This is a genomic window from Pantoea sp. S-LA4 (assembly GCF_054482835.1).
Genome location: NZ_JBTLRC010000002.1, coordinates 1218761 through 1235614, shown reverse-complemented (window position 1 = coordinate 1235614; position 16854 = coordinate 1218761). Strand labels below are relative to the sequence as shown.

Below are 16854 nucleotides of genomic sequence, written 5' to 3'. Positions count from 1 at the left end.
TTCCTTATGATTATCCACGCCGATCCGACGTCCATTCCCGCCAGGTTAATGCTGTCAGGACGTGATCCTGCCAGCGGCCGTCGATCAACAGATAATCTTTGGCGTAACCCTCTTTTTCGAATCCTAGCCGCGCCAGCAGATCGCCGCTGCGCTGGTTGTGTGGCATGTAGTTGGCCATGATGCGGTGAATATGCTGCTGACGCTGCATATAGCGAATAGCGGACTGCAGCGCTTCGTACATCATGCCCTGGCCCTGCCATTTCTCACCCAGTGAGTAGCCCAGGTAACAGGCGTGAAACGACCCGCGCAGCACGTTGCTGAAGTTCGCCACGCCGCGCACTTCGGTTTCTTCGCTGTCCATCAGAATGAAGTAGAATGCCGATCCCTGCTTATGCATATCGGTAATCAGCCCCAGCCGCGCCTGCCAGCCAGAGGGATAGCAGTGGCTTTCATCGCGCACCGGTTCCCACGGTTTTAAAAACAGGCGGTTTTCCGCGTAGTAATCTGCCAGCCGCCAGGCATCACGCTCGTGAACCAGACGGACCACCAGCCGGTCGGTGGTTAATCGCACCCTGGGCGCGGCAGAACGATAGCCAAACATCCTGACTCCTGAAATCAATGGCTGATAAAGATGAGCCGTCATTACCCTGTATTCACTATAACCGCCGCCTGGGCTGCGGTAAAATGTTACCCGCGATTGCGCTGCAAAGGCCTTGATTTTGCGCGGTTATCACCCTTCCTCAGCGGGCTGAGCCACGCCCATGATCCCCGTGGTAGCGGCGAGCAGGCCATCTTCTGCCAGCCGGTTTGCCCTGCTGCTTAATCTCTTCCATACTTTTTGGCGAGCCCGAAAACAGAATGAATTGATGCATTCTGCCAAACAGAGGAGATCAGGATGAAGCTGTATATCTACGAACACTGCCCTTTCTGCGTGAAGGCGCGGATGATTTTCGGCCTGAAAAATCTGCCGGTTGAGCTGGTGGTGATGCTGAATGATGACGAAGAGACGCCAAAACGACTGATCGGCCAGAAGATGGCACCCATTCTGCAGAAGCAGGATGGCAGCGCGATGCCGGAGAGCATGGATATCGTGCATTATGTCGATCGACTGGAGGGCGAGCCGCTGATCACCGGCGCGCTTAATCCTGCCATTGCCGACTGGCTGCGTCACATGAACAGTTACGTTAACAAACTGCTGTTGCCGCGCATCGCAGAGGCGCCGTTTGCCGAATTTGCCACGCCGGAAGCACGCGACTATTTCCGTAATAAAAAGCAGGCCAGCATCGGCGATTTTACCGAGCTGAAAAGCCATGCGGCCGGTTTGATCAAAAACGTCAGTGGCGACCTGCGCCAGCTCGACAAGTTAATTGTTCAGCCAAATGCAGTGAACGGCGAACTCTCTGAAGATGACTTTAATCTGTTCCCGCTGCTGCGCTCCCTGACGCTGGTTGCGGGCATCGACTGGCCCGTCAGAGTGGCGGAATACCGCGATAACATGGCCAAACAAACTCAGGTCAACCTGCTCTCCTCCATCGCCCAGTAACGGCTGCCGGATGAGAAACCGCTCGCGTTTCTCATCCCTTTCCTGATGACACCTGTAACGCATTCAGGCACGCTATGCCCTGTTCAATAGCTCCGTCATTCAGGATAAAAATCGATGAAAAAGGGTTTTTCCGGCCTTGCCGCTCTGTTACTGGTGCTGCTGGTTAGCGGCTGTAATCAACTGACGCAGTACACCATCAGCGAACAGGAAGTGAACCAGGCGCTGCAGAAACATAACAACTACGAGAAGGACATCGGGGTTTCCGGCCTGGTTAACGCGCACATCGTGCTCAGCAACCTCACCAGCCAGATTGGCCGGGAAGAGCCAGGCAAAGTCACGCTCGCAGGCAATGCGAAGATCAATGTCACCTCCCTGTTCGGCCCGCAACAGGCCGATATGCAGCTGAAGATGCGTGCCCAGCCGGTGTTTGATCAGCAGCAGGGCGCGATCTATCTGCGCGATATGGAGATTGTCGATGCGCAGGTGACGCCTGACAAAATGGCTTCGATCATGAAGACGCTGACGCCCTATCTCAATCAATCCCTGAAAAGCTATTTCGATCAGCAACCCGCTTACGTGCTGAGTACCGATCGCAGTAAAGGTGAGTCGCTGGCGAAAAAATTTGCCAAAGGGCTGGAAGTGAAACCGGGTGAACTGGTGATCCCGTTTACTGACTGACGATCTGCCGCGCCATCCGGCGCGGATTTTCGTCCGACGGCAAAAAGCAGGTGCAAACGGTTGCCTGAATCCTTATGCTTAGACCCCGGCCTAAACGTGCCTTTCGTTTCCACTCTGCCGGAGCCTCATTGATGACTGCACAACCTCAGCAACTTACCATCCGCCGCCCTGACGACTGGCATATTCATCTGCGTGATGATGCGATGCTTGAAACGGTCCTGCCCTATACCAGCGCGGTCAATGGTCGTGCCATCGTGATGCCCAATCTGGTGCCGCCGGTAACCAGCGTAGCGGCAGGTGAAGCCTATCGCGATCGGATACTCGCGGCGCTGCCCGCTGATCACGCCTTCACGCCGCTGATGACCTGCTACCTCACCGATTCACTTGACCCGGATGAGCTGGAGCGGGGCTTTACCGCTGGCCTGTTTACCGCCGCCAAACTCTATCCGGCTCACGCCACCACCAACTCCAGCCACGGCGTCACCGATATTGCCGCCATCGCCAGCGTGCTGGATCGGATGCAACAGCTGGGGATGCCGCTGCTGGTTCACGGTGAAGTAACCCACGCGCATATTGATATTTTCGACCGGGAAGCGCGCTTTATTGAGACGGTGATGATGCCGCTGCGCCAGCAGTTCCCGGCCCTGAAAGTAGTGATGGAGCATATCACCACGAAAGAGGCGGCCGAGTATGTCGCCGCTGCGGATGAGACACTGGGCGCGACGATTACTCCGCAGCATCTGATGTTTAACCGCAATCACATGCTGGTGGGCGGGATTCGTCCGCACCTCTATTGCCTGCCGATCCTCAAGCGCAATGTGCATCAGGAGGCGCTACGTAAGGTGGTCGCCAGCGGCCATCCGCGCTTCTTCCTCGGCACCGATACCGCGCCACATCTGCGCCATCTGAAAGAAGCGAGCTGCGGCTGCGCCGGTGTCTTCAGCGCCCCGACGTCGTTAGCCGCCTACGCCACGGTGTTTGAAGAGCTGGATGCGCTGTCGCATTTTGAAGCCTTCTGCTCTGAAAACGGCCCACGTTTTTACGGCCTGCCGCTTAACGACACCACCGTGACGCTGGTACGGGAACCGTGGCAGGTCCCGGAGAGCATTGCGCTCGGCAGTGATTCGCTGGTGCCGTTCCTTGCCGGTGAAACCCTGAACTGGCGTATCGCATAATTTCACTTGCCTCCGGACCGGCAATACTGTAAATATGTACAGTATCTTATCTGGAGGCTCCCATGCGCGTTGAAATTACCGTATCGAATACCCGACCTCTTCCTGCGGGTGCCATTGAGGCACTGAGCGACGAGCTGTCGCGCCGCATTGACGAACAGTTCCCGGACAGCACTAATCACGTGAAAGTGCGCTATGCCAGCGCCAATAACCTTAGCGTGCTGGGCGGTGGCAAAGAGACTCGCGATCAGATCAGCGAAATCCTGCAGCAAACGTGGGAAAGCGCTGACGACTGGTTTATTACCGATTAACCGCCTCTGTGCTGTTTTTGCCGGGTGTCGCCACCCGGTTTTTTTATCTTTTCTCCCCTCTCGCACTTCCCCAATCCTGCATCTAGACTCTGAATGATCAATGCCCTATCCTTGCGCTCGTCATGCATAACAGGAGGTGCGACACCATGACTACTGATAAACCGGAAGAGGCGATGACTTTTGGTGAGCTGTTAGCACTGATTGGCGATCAGCAACGTCGTCTGACGGTGCTGGAAAATGCGTTTTCCAGTCTGATTTTCTGTCTTGACGATCGTGCCAGTCAGTTACTGGTGCACAATCTGTCGCTGGAAGCCCAAAACCAGAACCATGATGAGCAACTGCAGCAGCACTTTGCCCGTCTGGCCGAGGCGCTGCAAAAGCGCGGCGGCGGCATCGCACCCGAAACCCCGGCACTTTAACGCCGGCGGCAGGCTCTCCCCGCTTTAATGGCTTCAAAGAATCACGTATTAAAATGCCTGCTCGTCAGGCATTTTATTTTTTCATCCGCCATCTTTTAAACACAAATATTCTGTGCGAAGCTGGGTGCAGGCATTTTTTCATCAGTAATGGCCCGGTTTACTGTTATAATAGTTTCGCTATTGGAATAAAAAAGCCGCATTGAACCTCATCATGCACTTCGTTTAACGAGTAATAAGGAGGTTATAATGGACAGAAGAAAAGATGTGATTCAGACCCATCCGCTGGTGGGCTGGGATATCAGTACCGTTGACAGTTATGATGCCATGATGATCCGCCTGCACTCGTTATCGTCGCAGGATCAAAAAGAAGAAGAAGCGGATGTTGGCCCGACTTACTGGCTGACGACGGATGTCGCAAGGCAGTTCATCTCGATCCTCGAAGCGGGTATCGCTAAGATTGAATCGGCCGAGCAGATAGAACGACTGCTTAAGAAGCATTAATGTCTGCCGCATCAAAGAGGCACCCTCAGGGGTGCCTTTTTCGTTTCTGTTTCTGGTATGCTTTTGATTATCTGACTCTTTCAGGAGCGTAGTTACCATGATTTATGATCTTATCATCGTCGGCAGCGGCTCAGTTGGCGCGGCAGCAGGCTACTATGCCACCGAGGCGGGCCTGTCGGTTTTGATGATCGACAGTGCTCATCCGCCGCATAATCAGGGCACCCATCACGGTGAGAGCCGGTTGATCCGCCACGCTTATGGCGAAGGTGAACGTTATGTCCCGCTGGTGTTGCGCGCACAAACGCTGTGGGATGAACTGGAGCAGCGCGCTGGCGAACGCATCATGCACCGCAGCGGCGTGCTGAATCTGGCACCGATTCAGTCACCCTTTATTCAGAACGTCATCGATAGCGCCACCCAATGGCAGCTCAACATTGAGGTGATGCAGCCTGAAGAGGTGCGTAAGCGCTGGCCGCAAATTAACGTCCCTGACGGCTACCTCGGCGTCTTTGAGCCGCAGTCGGGCTACCTGAAGTGTGAGCAGGCGGTACGCAGCTGGATTCAGCTGGCGGAACAGGCGGGCTGTGCCCAGCTGTTTAACTGTCCGGTTTCGCAGATTGGCCGCGATGGCGATCTGCAGCAGGTCACCACGCTTGATGGTATCTACCGTGGCCGAAAGTTGCTGATCAGTGCCGGCACCTGGGTCGGTAAACTGGTGCCGGATCTGCCGGTTGCCCCGACCCGCAAAGTCTTTGCCTGGTATCAGGCCGATGGACGCTACAGCGAGAACAATAAGTTTCCCGGCTTTACGGTTGAAATGGCCGATGGCAGCCAGTTCTATGGGTTCCCGGCAGACAATAATGCGCTGAAAGTGGGACGTCATGATGGCGGCCAGCTGATGCAACAGCCTGAAGATCGTAAACCATTTGGCACAGTGGCAGCCGATGGCAGCGAAGCGTTTGGCTTCCTGCGCCAGTTTTTACCGGGCGTCGGCGTCTGTCTGCATGGTGAAGCCTGCAGCTACGATTTCAGCCCGGACGAAGATTTTATTATCGATACCTTGCCAGGCGAGCCGGATCGGTTGCTGATCACCGGGTTAAGCGGCCACGGCTTTAAATTTGCCAGCGTGCTGGGTGAGCTGGCGGCGGAATTTGCCCAGCAAAAGCCATTCTCATTCGATCTCTCGCCTTTCCGCCTCTCCCGCTTCTGACTCTCAATTCGGGTGGTATCATCTGATAACGCCCGATTGACAAAAAATGACATTAACTGAATATAGCTGACGTTTTCAGCCGGTTTATTTCGCACGGAATGTTCATTCTTGCCTTTATTGATTGACGGCCCGGTTAAATAAAATAAGTCATTCAGTAATACTGGGCATTCAGCGCGCTTTTAAAGGATGTTTTTCATTATCCGCTGGCAAAGTTATAGAAGCGTAAGGTCGATTGCTTTTATATTTCATTATGTAGATGCTTGTTTCAGATTATTTCTACTGAATAAACAGGCTATGTTACGGAATACACCTCATCAGTTTGGTCTGATTGCCGTGCTGCTGCACTGGTCAATGGCACTGGTTATTTATGCCATGTTTGCGCTGGGATTATGGATGGTCGGCCTCGGTTATTACGATAGCTGGTATCACGATGCGCCGGAAATTCATAAAAGCATAGGGGTGATTCTGTTACTGACATTAGTGATTCGTCTGCTCTGGCGAACGCTTTCGCCACCACCTCAACCGTTAAGCAGTTATTCCCCGGTGGTGCGCATCAGTTCTGTGATGGCGCACTGGCTGCTCTATACGCTGCTGCTGGGCATTCTGCTCAGCGGTTATTTCATTTCCACCGCCGAGGGTAAGCCGATTGCGGTATTTAACCTGTTTTCCCTGCCTGCGCTGCTGAGTGGCGCAGGCGAACAGGCCGATCTGGCGGGCGATATCCATCTGTGGCTGGCCTGGACGGTGGTGATTCTGTCACTGCTGCACGGCCTGGCTGCGTTAAAACATCACTTTATCGATCGCGATAGTACCTTAAAACGGATGTCAGGTTTGCGCATCCCTTTACCCGCTGAAAAGGAAAAGTAATATGCTGAAGAAGACGCTACTGGCCATGACGGGCGCCAGCCTGCTGCTGGGCTCACTGACCGCTAACGCCGCTGATTATAAAATTGATAAAGAGGGCCAGCACGCCTTTATTCAGTTTCGCATTCAGCACTTAGGCTACAGCTGGCTCTATGGCACGTTTAAAGATTTTGACGGCCGCTTTAGCTTTGATGAAAAGAACCCTTCGGCCGATAAGGTCGAGGTGACTATCAACACCAATAGCGTGGATACCAACCATGCCGAGCGTGACAAGCATCTGCGCAGTGCAGACTTCCTCAACGTCGGGAAAAATCCTCAGGCGACCTTCAAATCTACCGCGGTGAAAAAAGAGGGTGATGAGCTGGCGATCACCGGCGATCTGACGCTTAACGGCGTGACTAAACCGGTGACGCTGGAAGCGAAGCTGTTGGGTGAAGGCAAAGATCCGTGGGGCGGCTATCGGGCAGGATTTGAAGCCGAGGGTGAAATTGCACTGAAAGATTTTAATATCACCAAAGATCTCGGACCGGCCTCGCAAAAGGTTCAGCTGATGATTTCGGTAGAAGGCGTGCGTCAGTAAGCAGCTAAGCCGCCTGAAGCCGGGCTTCAGGCGGCATCACTTATTTTTTAACCGGCGACGGAATGGTCATGTTTAACAGGCCACGCGACTTGTTAAAGATCTTATTGCCGTTTTCACGTCCGGCACGACGGGCGCGCTGCTCTTCTGGCGACAGTTTCGCCTCTTCCTGACAGAGCGGGCTACAGCAGTTCTCAAACTTCTCTGCGCAGCTTTTACACTGAATAAACAGCAGATGGCAGCCATCATTGACGCAGTTAACGTGGGTATCGCACGGCTCACCACACTGGTGACAGTTCGACAGCACATCATCGGAAATACGCTCGCCCATCCGCTCATCAAAGACAAAGTTCTTGCCTTTAAATCGCACCGGTAAACCCTGTTCACGGGCGCGGCGGGCATATTCAATGATGCCACCTTCAACATGATAGACATCTTCAAAACCGTTATGGCGCATCCAGGCGCTGGCTTTCTCGCAGCGAATCCCACCGGTGCAGTACATAACAATCTTTTTATCTTTCTTATCCTGCAGCATATCCACCGCCATCGGCAGCTGATCACGGAAGGTGTCGGCAGGGACTTCCAGGGCGTTATCGAAACGTCCCACTTCATATTCGTAGTGGTTACGCATATCGACGAAGACCGCCTCCGGATCGTCCAGCATGGCATTCACTTCGGCGGCTTTTAGGTATTGGCCCACATCGCTCGCGTCGAACGTGCCGTCGGCGATACCGTCCGCCACAATCCGATCGCGAACCTTCAGGCGCAGCACCCAGAAAGATTTACCGTCATCATCCAGCGCAATGTTCATCCGCAGGTTATTCAGCGCCGGATCAAAGCCGTACAAATAGGCCTTCATCTTGTCATACTGGCTGGCAGGAACGCTGATCTGCGCGTTGATTCCCTCATGGGCAACATAGACGCGGCCAAACACCTTGAGTGCGGTCAGGCCCTGGTAGAGTTGATCACGGAAGGCTTTGGGATCGGCAATCTGGAAGTACTTATAAAAAGAGACAGTGGTGCGCGGCTCGGTTTCAGCCAGCATGCGCGCCTTCAGCTCTTTATTGGAAACGAGGTTATGTAACACTGGCATGGTGTTCTTTCCTGTTATCAATAATAGAAATTTAGCGCGCACATGATACCTGATTTCAACGCGATGCAAAGGGCAGCCGCAAAATAGCGTTTTTACTGGCTATTTTTTCCGCACCACCGGTGCGCTTATAATTTCCGCAGCCTCGTCATTGGCGTAAGCAATATTTATGCGGGCGGCAAAAGCTGGCACAATAGCGAAAATCAACGAGATATCAGCACCGAACGGTGCGCGACGCAGGAAAATATACGTTCATATGACCCAGTTGCCTCAATTTTCGCGAGAACTGCTGCATCCCCGCTATTGGTTAACCTGGCTGGGGGTCTTCTTACTTTATCTTTTGGTGCTACTTCCTTATCCCCTGCTCTATGTTCTCGGCTGCAATATTGGTCGTATTGGTATGCGTTTTATGAAACGACGCGTCAATATTGCGCGGCGTAACCTGGAGCTGAGTTTTCCGGATATGCCGGTCAATGAACGTGAAGCGATGGTGAAGCACAACTTTGAATCGGTGGGTATGGGCCTGATTGAAACCGGGATGGCCTGGTTCTGGCCTGACTGGCGCATTAACAAATGGCATAAGCCGTCGGGTTTAGAGCACATTAAACAGGCGCATGACAGTCAGCGCGGTGTACTGCTGATCGGCATGCACTTTCTGACGCTGGAGATTGGCGCGCGGATGTTCGGCATTCATAACCCTGGCATCGGCGTCTACCGTCCCAATGATAATAAGCTGATTGACTGGCTGCAGGTACATGGCCGGATGCGCTCCAATAAAAGTATGCTCGACCGGAAAGATCTCAAAGGGATGATTCGCGCGCTGAAGCGTGGCGATATTATCTGGTACGCGCCCGACCACGATTACGGCCCACGCAGCAGCGTATTTGTGCCGTTTTTTGGCGTCGCGAAGGCGGCAACCACGGTGGGAACGCATCTGTTGATCCGCATGGGTAAACCGGCAGTCATCCCCTTTGTGCCGCGCCGCCTGCCCGGAGGACGCGGTTACGAACTGATGATTTTGCCTGACATCAGCGACAGTTTTACGCTGGAAAGCGAAGAAAACACCGCCGCACGGATGAATAAAGTGGTCGAAGAAGGCGTTCTGCTGGCCCCTGAACAGTATATGTGGCTGCATCGCCGCTTTAAGACTCGTCCGCAGGGCGAACCCTCACGTTATTAACCTTTTTGACGCTGAACGGCGGCCGCAATGCCGTTCAGCGCCGCCTCTCTTCTGTCACAGCTAAAACAGTCTGTCGCCACCGTTCGTCATCCGCGGGACGATGAACGGGCCAGCCATAAATCAACAGCCGTTAAAATACGCCCCGTAATCACGCAATTGAATTAACGCAATTAACCATAAAAGAGCCGGTTATCTGACCTCACGACCTGTTGCAGCCCTGATAAATTAATTTCACAGCAGCAGAGCATATTTTACTGCGGCGCTAATTTTTTTAAACGCCAGGCCTATTCCTATTTAGCCAGGCTTAATCATTTCCTGCAGCTTATTAATCCAGCAAAATTAACTTAATTTACAAGCAATTGCCTCTCATTTGCCTGGTATATTCCATTTTACAAATATTAAACCTGCTGATAGACCGTTATGGCATTTGAATAAGCGGCAGGTTATCGTTAATTTCTGTTGTGACAGTTAGAGACTTAACTGCACCCGTTAAAAATCATAAAAAAGATGACCCACAGCAAACCGCTTAGCAGGACTTATAATATGAATAAAGGCCTCTATTATTATGTGACAATCAGCACCGATCAGGATAATTATCACGCGCTTCATCGTCAGGGATGTCGACGGATGCCCGATAAAGAGGACGTGATATTTATTGGTACCCTTTATAATTTGAGTCAGGCGTTATCGATTGCACGTATTAACTTCAAAAAAGTTAAGCCCTGCATCAAATGCTGTATCCGTTATTCCGCGCCGGTGATCCATGAGTCTGTCAGACCGGTGCTGCACTTCCCGCAAAAAGTGACCTGACCCTCTTCGGCGGGAAATGCCTTATTTCCCGCCGATCACACTGCCCCGCCCTTTCCCTCCGCCGAATTTCGTCTATTCTTCACTGAAATCAAATCAACCAGTCAAGGAGAAGAGCGATGAGCATGTACAGTACCTTAGAGGAAGCGATTGATGCTGCACGTGAAGAGTTTCTCGCTAACCACCCTGAACTTGATGAAGGGGATGCCTCGGTCAGTCAGTTTGGTCTGCAGAAATATGTGATGCAGGATGGCGATATCATGTGGCAGGCTGAGTTTCTGGCCGAGGAAGGCGATGCGGGCGAATGCCTGCCGATTCGCAGCGGTGAGGCCGCACAGGCGATTTTCGATGCTGACTTTGATGAGGTTGAACTGCGTCAGGAGTGGTTAGCGGAAAACACGCTGCATGAGTGGGACGATGGCGAGTTCCAGCTGGAGCCACCGCTGGATACCGAAGAAGGTGAAGCCGCTGCGCAAGAGTGGGAAGATGATAACAGCGACTCCGATCGGGGCTATTCGTAAGGACCGTGGCTGGCGTCAACCGGCAACAGCAGGGTGTCAACCACCAGCGACAGCGGCAGGTCGAGGATAGTTAATACGCGCCAGGCACCGTCACGCACATCCCACTGTACGCCCGGATAATACTGGTTACCGTGCCCCTGACCGGGCACGGTACGGCTGATAATACTGCCGCATCCGCTCAGACAGAGCACGGCCACCATTAACAGACTCGTTTTTAAACCCCGTTTCACCACAGCTCCCCACTCTTAACAGCCATTATTGTTGTCCTGCGCTTGCGCCATTATCGTCAGATTCATCGCTGCCTGAAGAAGCGCACGACCTGCTCTGCTGAACCTGAATAACCTGCAAAAAAAAGCGGCATCGCTGCCGCTTTTTCAGTTTACGCGTTTTTGACCAGCGCGTTGGGGTTGAGGGTGAGTTTTTGATAACTCTCTACCCACTGATGATATTTCTCAGCGTTCTCCCACAGCCGGGTATGTACGCGCGCCAGCACCACCGGATCGCTAATCAGCTGTAAACGCTGTTCGCGATTCAGTTTATCGGGCGCGTCGCTCAGCGCCTGATCGACACGGCGATCGCGGGCATAGTCGAGCAACTGACTCTGTTTATGCCGTGACGTCGCCAGCGCCGTCGCCAGCGCGTTAAACGCCGGGTTGAACAGCGCGTGCATAAAGCCGTTTTCCAGCGCCCGCTCGCGGTTAAGCTGCAGGTAGCGATCGGTATCCACCAGCTCTTTCGGCGGCTCATACTCTTCCGGGATCAGGAACAGACGGGCTTTCTTGCTCTTGATACCGATGGTTGCCCGGCTCGACATCACCGACACAAACGGCGACAGAATCAGCGAGAACACAATCGGTGACAACCACCACAGGAAGTTGAGATCCAACAGGCCCATGCCGATTGCCCACACCAGACCCAGCGCCATCTGCGAACCGTGACGTTTAAACGCCTCGCTCCACGGAGTCGCGTCATCGTCACGCTGCGGTGAGTTCCAGACCACTTCCCAGCCGAGGAAGGCGCTGACCACGAACACGGTGTGGAACAGCATACGCACCGGCGCCAGCAGCACCGAGAACAGCATTTCCAGCATCAGCGAGATGAACAGACGTATTGCACCGCCGTAAGATTTCGCGCCCTTGCACCAGATCAATACCACGCTCAGCAGCTTCGGCAGGAACAGCAGTATCAGCGTGGTGGAGAACAGCGCTATCGCCAGTTCAGGACGCCACTGTGGCCACACCGGGAATAGCTGGCGCGGTTGCAGGAAGTAGGTCGGCTCCATCAGCGTATGCACCACCTGCAAGGCAGTAGAGAGCGCCAGGAACATAAACCACAACGGAGCGGACAGATAGGACATTACGCCGGTCAGGAAGACTGCACGGTGAACCGGGTGCATGCCTTTAACCAGGAACAGGCGGAAGTTCATCAGGTTACCGTGACACCAGCGGCGGTCACGCTTCAGCTCATCCAGCAGGTTCGGCGGCAACTCTTCATACGAGCCTGGCAGATCGTAGGCGATCCAGACGCCCCAGCCAGCACGACGCATCAGCGCAGCTTCAACAAAGTCGTGTGACAGAATTGATCCGGCAAACGAGCCTTCACCCGGTAACGGCGCCAGCGCACAGTGCTCAATAAAGGGTTTCACCCGGATAATCGCGTTGTGCCCCCAGTAGTGGGATTCCCCCAACTGCCAGAAGTGTAAGCCGGCGGTAAACAGTGGACCGTAAACGCGGGTCGCAAACTGCTGACAGCGCGCGTACAGCGTATCCATACCGGACGCTTTTGGCGATGACTGGATAATACCGGCGTTCGGGTTAGCTTCCATCATGCGTACCAGACCGGTCAGACACTCACCGCTCATGACGCTGTCGGCGTCCAGCACCACCATGTAGCTGTAGTTGCTGCCCCAGCGGCGGCAGAAGTCATCAATGTTGCCGCTTTTACGCTTCACACGACGACGACGACGGCGATAGAAAATCTTGCCCGCACCGCCGACGTCACGCACCAGCTCCATCCAGGCTTTCTGTTCGGCGATGGCGATATCGGCGTCGTAGCTGTCGCTAAGAATATAGACGTCGAAATGCTCAGCGTTACCGGTCCGCACCACTGATTCCCAGGTGGCACGCAGCCCCGCATAAACGCGTTCAACATCTTCGTTACAGATCGGCATGATCAGCGCGGTACGGTGCTCGGGATTGAGCGGTTCATCCCCCACGGTCGAATAGGAGATGCTGTACTTATCGCGACCAATCAATAGCTGCAGGAAGCCCATCAGCGCGGTCCAGAAACCGGCGGAGACCCAACAGAACAGGATAGCGAACAGGAACAGGATGCCGGTCTGCAACACATACGGCAGAATCTGCATCACCGACTGCTGCCAGTTCTGATTGATCATCTCCATCGGGTCCAGCAGCGTCCAGCCCTGGTACGGCAGAATGGTCTTCATATACCAGGTGGCGACCACGGTCTGCATGATGGTGAGAATCAGCAGAATATAGCGGCGAATCGATCCGACATGACGCCATTTCTCTTCGGCACGCTGCTCTTCTGCGTTAGCGTAACGCGGCACCGATTTATGCCCACGCAGCGAGTCCCAGGCGCGCGCGACCGGGTTGGTCCGCCAGGCTTCCGGGAACATCAGTGAACGTCTGACCTTTGGCATCGCCTTCAGCGTGGTGCGATCCAGGTCATCTTTACCCAGTTGCTGACCGTTGGCGAGCGAATCAGGCCAGGCCATTTCGACCCGCGAAGAGACCGATTTTAACGGTGCATCATCGGGACGATCGCTGGCGGCCACATCCTTGCCCAGCGCATCATGAATGAAATGAAACGCCCCGGCATTCTGCAACGAGGCGCTGAGACGGGCCTTCCCCGCCGCATCCAGCGGCAGGGATTCCACGTAACGTTGAGGTGTAAAAGTCGATTTATTCATTGGCAGGTAACTGATAGCTCCAGGTTTCCGTCAATGTCTTGTCGCCGCTAACCAGCGCCGCACGCATTTCAGTGGGCTGCTTGTTGTCTTTCACACGCAGACGCAACACCAGACGCCAGCCTTTATTGACCGGGTTATAACGTACGCTCTGCTCCACCACATCCGCGTTTTTACCTACGCTGACCTGCGGTGCCACCTGACTGTTCTCCGCCATCTTGCTCATGTCTTTACCCACGAAGTCGATGGTGAAAGCCACGGTGCCATCTGGCTGACGCACCAGATTTGACTGCTTCACGTCACCCGCAGAACGCAGGGTATTCTTCACCCAGGCGGTATCGTCGGAGTGCAGCTGATTTTCATCACGTGAGAAGTGCAGGCGATATTTGAAGTTCATCTCTTTGCCCGGCTCCGGCAGCGTCTCCGGTGTCCAGAAGGCAACGATGTTGTCGTTGGTTTCATCAGCCGTTGGGATCTCGACCAGCTCGACGCGGCCTTTACCCCAGTCGCCTAATGGCTCAACCCAGCCGCTTGGGCGCAGGTCGTAGCGGTCATCAAGATCCTGATAGTTGCTGAAGTCACGCCCACGCTGCAGCAGACCAAAGCCCTTCGGACTCTCAATGGTGTAAGTGCTCACAGCCAGATGACGCGGGTTATTCAGCGGACGCCAGATCCATTCACCATTACCGCTGTGAATAGAAAGACCGTCTGAATCATGCAACGCCGGACGGAAGTTGTTCACGGTGGACGGCTGATTCTGGCCGAACAGGAACATACTGGTCAGCGGAGCGATCCCCAGTTTGCCAACGTTGTCGCGCAGATAGACTTTCGACTGCACATCAACGGTCGATGCCTGGCCCGGACGCAGCACAAAGCGATAGGCACCCGCTGCGCGTGGCGAATCGAGCAGTGCATAGATCACCAGCTGTTTATCCTGCGGTTTCGGACGTTCAATCCAGAACTCTTTGAAACGCGGGAACTCTTCACCGGACGGCAGCGCAGTATCGATCGCCAGGCCGCGGGCAGACAGGCCATAAACCTGACCGGCACCGATCACCCGGAAATAGCTGGCCCCGAGGAAGCTGGCGATCTCATCATCTTTACCCTTGCTGTTTAACGGGTAGAGCACTTTGAAACCGGCGAATCCGAGGTTTTTCACCGAGTCGGCGTCATGTTTTACATTGCCGAAATTAAAATAATCGGGGCTGTATTTGATTTCGCGCACCGCGTTAGCGGTCACTTCGTTAATCTGAACCGGGGTATCGAAATACATACCCTGGTGGTAAAATTCCAGCTTGAACGGCGTGCGCAGCTTGCCCCAATACGCTTTATCGTGGTTAAACTGGATCTGCTGGTAATCAGCAAATTTCATTTCACGAAATTGAGAGGGTAAATTGCTTTTTGGCGCTTCGAAGCTTTTCCCTGCCAACGCTTTGGCTTGTCTGGCAACATCATCGATGTTAAACGCCCAACTGTTATTGGCGTATAACGCCAGCAGAACTGCAGTACCAATCCAGCGTACCTTCATCAGTCCGGCTTTATTTTTTTCTTTAGTCAGCACATCCCCCCCTTTCGTGTGCTTAAATCAAACCCGCTTATCTTAAAGGATTATTCGGTTTTCCGACAGCTTATGCGCAACATTGTTCCCGCATTTCGTCAGGCAAAGACCCGCTTTTAGGACAATTAAACACTACGGATTCCACTGATAGTATACCTTGTTTATCGCAGGTAGAATTTCGCCCGAGCATAATCCGGTTTCAGGGCGAAACCGGTCAAACGTACTAACGAACTGGAACTTTATGAGTACAGCAAAACCTGAACGTGAATACTTCCTCGACTCTATCCGGGCGTATCTGATGTTACTGGGGGTACCGTTTCACGTTTCCCTCATTTACTCCACGCAGAAATGGGCGGTTAACAGCAATGACGCCTCTCTGTGGCTGACGTTGCTGAATGATTTCATTCACTCGTTTCGTATGCAGGTGTTTTTCGTCATTTCGGGTTATTTCTCCTACATGCTTTACCTGCGCTATCAGCCGAAACGCTTTCTTAAAGTGCGGCTGGAGCGGGTCGGCATCCCGCTTCTGACCGCCATTCCGCTGATTACCCTGCCGCAGTTTTTTATGCTGAAAAACTGGACTGCCAAGCTGGCCGACTGGCCGCGCTTCACGCCCTATCAGAAATTCAATAACCTGATGTGGGAGCTGATCTCGCACCTGTGGTTTCTGGTGGTGCTGGTGATGTTGACCACGCTCGGCATGGTGACCTTCCGCTGGTTGCGCGATCAACACCGCACCCTGGATTACAGCCGGGTCGGCTGGGGTTCGCTGGCTGCGGGCGTAGTGGGCTGGGCGCTGCTGTGGTGTGCCTTCCGTCGCCTGATCTTTCTGTTCCAGCCCGCCTGGCTGATGGATGGCCTGTTCAGCATCATCGTGATGCAGACGCTCTTCTATCTGCCGTTCTTTATGCTGGGGGCGCTGGCGTGGAAGCATCAGCCGCTGAAACAGCTGTTTGTCCGTTTCAATCCGCTGATGTGGGCCGGCGCGGTAGTGATGTTTATTGCCTACTGCGCTAATCAGCGGCTGAGCAGTGGTGAAGGCTGGCTGTATGAACTGGATGCGCTGATCTCGACGCTGATGGGATTATGCATGCTGAACGTCTGCTTCTGCTTTGGTCATAAGCTGCTGAACTCGCACTCCCCGCGCATCATGTATCTGGTGAATGCGTCACTGTTTATCTATCTGGTGCACCATCCGCTGACGCTGCTGTACGGCATCTACGTCACGCCGCGCATCGAAAACAACACGCTGGGCTTTTTCCTCGGTCTGTTAATGGTGTTCGGGATTGCGTTCCTGCTGTATGAGATTCACCTGCGGATTCCGCTGCTGCGCTTCCTGTTCTCCGGTAAATTTGAACGCAAATAAACCGGGATCAGGCAACTAATGGGTGCCGGCCTTTAATGGTGTTAGCCAGAGACGGTTCACAAACTTAACGCAAAGGGAGCCTGCGCCAGTAGCAAAGCAAAACCCGCCAGCGATGGCGGGTTTTGTGT

Annotated in this window: 18 protein-coding genes; 13 read left to right on the top strand and 5 right to left on the bottom strand. The window is 53.8% G+C overall.

The genetic code is table 11. The features are described 5' to 3' along the window. Positions 1 to 10: 10 nt before the first annotated feature. A complete protein-coding gene (gene rimJ / locus ACX3P5_RS06655; RefSeq protein ID WP_458968442.1) occupies positions 11 to 601 on the bottom strand; it encodes a ribosomal protein S5-alanine N-acetyltransferase in 591 nt (196 codons plus the stop codon). A 294-nt stretch (positions 602 to 895) separates the two neighbouring features. Between rimJ and grxB the strand changes: the two genes are divergently transcribed. The 9 genes from grxB to ACX3P5_RS06610 all read left to right on the top strand — a co-directional run bounded on the left by grxB (position 896) and on the right by ACX3P5_RS06610 (position 7278). Then, entirely contained in the window at positions 896 to 1543 is a 648-nt protein-coding gene (gene grxB / locus ACX3P5_RS06650; RefSeq protein ID WP_458968441.1) for a glutaredoxin 2, read from the top strand. 114 nt (positions 1544 to 1657) lie between these two features. Then, positions 1658 to 2221, top strand: coding sequence for a lipoprotein (locus ACX3P5_RS06645; protein ID WP_233984648.1), 564 nt, complete (start codon positions 1658 to 1660; stop codon positions 2219 to 2221). A 131-nt stretch (positions 2222 to 2352) separates the two neighbouring features. Further along, complete coding sequence (gene pyrC / locus ACX3P5_RS06640; protein ID WP_233984649.1) at positions 2353 to 3396, top strand: dihydroorotase; 1044 nt, start codon at positions 2353 to 2355, stop codon at positions 3394 to 3396. 62 nt (positions 3397 to 3458) lie between these two features. Continuing rightward, on the top strand, positions 3459 to 3704 hold the full coding sequence (gene dinI / locus ACX3P5_RS06635) for a DNA damage-inducible protein I (protein WP_003849907.1): 246 nt from the start codon (positions 3459 to 3461) through the stop codon (positions 3702 to 3704). Between the two features lie 146 nt (positions 3705 to 3850). Next, the gene (locus ACX3P5_RS06630) at positions 3851 to 4123 is read left to right on the top strand and encodes a hypothetical protein (RefSeq protein WP_031376546.1); all 273 of its coding nucleotides are present in this window, start codon (positions 3851 to 3853) and stop codon (positions 4121 to 4123) included. A 246-nt stretch (positions 4124 to 4369) separates the two neighbouring features. Next, the gene (gene bssS / locus ACX3P5_RS06625; protein ID WP_010246399.1) at positions 4370 to 4624 is read left to right on the top strand and encodes a biofilm formation regulator BssS; all 255 of its coding nucleotides are present in this window, start codon (positions 4370 to 4372) and stop codon (positions 4622 to 4624) included. A 97-nt stretch (positions 4625 to 4721) separates the two neighbouring features. Further along, the gene (gene solA, locus ACX3P5_RS06620) at positions 4722 to 5834 is read left to right on the top strand and encodes an N-methyl-L-tryptophan oxidase (RefSeq protein ID WP_458968440.1); all 1113 of its coding nucleotides are present in this window, start codon (positions 4722 to 4724) and stop codon (positions 5832 to 5834) included. Between the two features lie 294 nt (positions 5835 to 6128). Next, positions 6129 to 6701 (top strand): cytochrome b, encoded by a 573-nt coding sequence (locus ACX3P5_RS06615; RefSeq protein WP_458968439.1) that lies wholly within the window; start codon positions 6129 to 6131, stop codon positions 6699 to 6701. 4 nt (positions 6702 to 6705) lie between these two features. Then, entirely contained in the window at positions 6706 to 7278 is a 573-nt protein-coding gene (locus tag ACX3P5_RS06610) for a YceI family protein (RefSeq protein ID WP_233988198.1), read from the top strand. Positions 7279 to 7318: 40 nt separating this feature from the next. Here ACX3P5_RS06610 and trhO read toward each other — a convergent pair whose 3' ends face one another. After that, a complete protein-coding gene (trhO, locus tag ACX3P5_RS06605) occupies positions 7319 to 8368 on the bottom strand; it encodes an oxygen-dependent tRNA uridine(34) hydroxylase TrhO (RefSeq protein WP_233984652.1) in 1050 nt (349 codons plus the stop codon). Between the two features lie 253 nt (positions 8369 to 8621). Between trhO and ACX3P5_RS06600 the strand changes: the two genes are divergently transcribed. The 3 genes from ACX3P5_RS06600 to ACX3P5_RS06590 all read left to right on the top strand — a co-directional run bounded on the left by ACX3P5_RS06600 (position 8622) and on the right by ACX3P5_RS06590 (position 10873). Further along, positions 8622 to 9545, top strand: coding sequence for a Kdo(2)-lipid IV(A) acyltransferase (locus ACX3P5_RS06600; protein ID WP_233984653.1), 924 nt, complete (start codon positions 8622 to 8624; stop codon positions 9543 to 9545). 543 nt (positions 9546 to 10088) lie between these two features. After that, positions 10089 to 10355, top strand: a complete 267-nt coding sequence (locus ACX3P5_RS06595; RefSeq protein ID WP_233984654.1) for a hypothetical protein — start codon at positions 10089 to 10091, stop codon at positions 10353 to 10355. Positions 10356 to 10471: 116 nt separating this feature from the next. After that, entirely contained in the window at positions 10472 to 10873 is a 402-nt protein-coding gene (locus tag ACX3P5_RS06590) for a MysB family protein (RefSeq protein ID WP_094121342.1), read from the top strand. Here the strand turns inward: ACX3P5_RS06590 and ACX3P5_RS06585 are convergent. The 3 genes from ACX3P5_RS06585 to ACX3P5_RS06575 all read right to left on the bottom strand — a co-directional run bounded on the left by ACX3P5_RS06585 (position 10864) and on the right by ACX3P5_RS06575 (position 15333). Then, entirely contained in the window at positions 10864 to 11073 is a 210-nt protein-coding gene (locus ACX3P5_RS06585; protein WP_233984655.1) for a YceK/YidQ family lipoprotein, read from the bottom strand. The genes ACX3P5_RS06590 and ACX3P5_RS06585 overlap by 10 nt on opposite strands. 179 nt (positions 11074 to 11252) lie before the next feature. After that, positions 11253 to 13805, bottom strand: a complete 2553-nt coding sequence (gene mdoH, locus ACX3P5_RS06580; RefSeq protein ID WP_458968438.1) for a glucans biosynthesis glucosyltransferase MdoH — start codon at positions 13803 to 13805, stop codon at positions 11253 to 11255. Continuing rightward, positions 13798 to 15333, bottom strand: coding sequence for a glucan biosynthesis protein G (locus ACX3P5_RS06575; RefSeq protein ID WP_233988199.1), 1536 nt, complete (start codon positions 15331 to 15333; stop codon positions 13798 to 13800). The genes mdoH and ACX3P5_RS06575 overlap by 8 nt, the downstream gene beginning before the upstream one ends. A gap of 268 nt (positions 15334 to 15601) precedes the next feature. Between ACX3P5_RS06575 and mdoC the strand changes: the two genes are divergently transcribed. Continuing rightward, entirely contained in the window at positions 15602 to 16726 is a 1125-nt protein-coding gene (mdoC, locus tag ACX3P5_RS06570) for a glucans biosynthesis protein MdoC (protein ID WP_233984657.1), read from the top strand. Positions 16727 to 16854: the final 128 nt, after the last annotated feature.

Coding starts and splice junctions, on each gene's coding strand:
- rimJ (WP_458968442.1), bottom strand. CDS start 601: ATGTTTGGCTATCGTTCTGCCGCGCCCAGGGTGCGATTAACCACCGAC.
- grxB (WP_458968441.1), top strand. CDS start 896: ATGAAGCTGTATATCTACGAACACTGCCCTTTCTGCGTGAAGGCGCGG.
- ACX3P5_RS06645 (WP_233984648.1), top strand. CDS start 1,658: ATGAAAAAGGGTTTTTCCGGCCTTGCCGCTCTGTTACTGGTGCTGCTG.
- pyrC (WP_233984649.1), top strand. CDS start 2,353: ATGACTGCACAACCTCAGCAACTTACCATCCGCCGCCCTGACGACTGG.
- dinI (WP_003849907.1), top strand. CDS start 3,459: ATGCGCGTTGAAATTACCGTATCGAATACCCGACCTCTTCCTGCGGGT.
- ACX3P5_RS06630 (WP_031376546.1), top strand. CDS start 3,851: ATGACTACTGATAAACCGGAAGAGGCGATGACTTTTGGTGAGCTGTTA.
- bssS (WP_010246399.1), top strand. CDS start 4,370: ATGGACAGAAGAAAAGATGTGATTCAGACCCATCCGCTGGTGGGCTGG.
- solA (WP_458968440.1), top strand. CDS start 4,722: ATGATTTATGATCTTATCATCGTCGGCAGCGGCTCAGTTGGCGCGGCA.
- ACX3P5_RS06615 (WP_458968439.1), top strand. CDS start 6,129: ATGTTACGGAATACACCTCATCAGTTTGGTCTGATTGCCGTGCTGCTG.
- trhO (WP_233984652.1), bottom strand. CDS start 8,368: ATGCCAGTGTTACATAACCTCGTTTCCAATAAAGAGCTGAAGGCGCGC.
- ACX3P5_RS06600 (WP_233984653.1), top strand. CDS start 8,622: ATGACCCAGTTGCCTCAATTTTCGCGAGAACTGCTGCATCCCCGCTAT.
- ACX3P5_RS06595 (WP_233984654.1), top strand. CDS start 10,089: ATGAATAAAGGCCTCTATTATTATGTGACAATCAGCACCGATCAGGAT.
- ACX3P5_RS06590 (WP_094121342.1), top strand. CDS start 10,472: ATGAGCATGTACAGTACCTTAGAGGAAGCGATTGATGCTGCACGTGAA.
- ACX3P5_RS06585 (WP_233984655.1), bottom strand. CDS start 11,073: ATGGTGGCCGTGCTCTGTCTGAGCGGATGCGGCAGTATTATCAGCCGT.
- mdoH (WP_458968438.1), bottom strand. CDS start 13,805: ATGAATAAATCGACTTTTACACCTCAACGTTACGTGGAATCCCTGCCG.
- mdoC (WP_233984657.1), top strand. CDS start 15,602: ATGAGTACAGCAAAACCTGAACGTGAATACTTCCTCGACTCTATCCGG.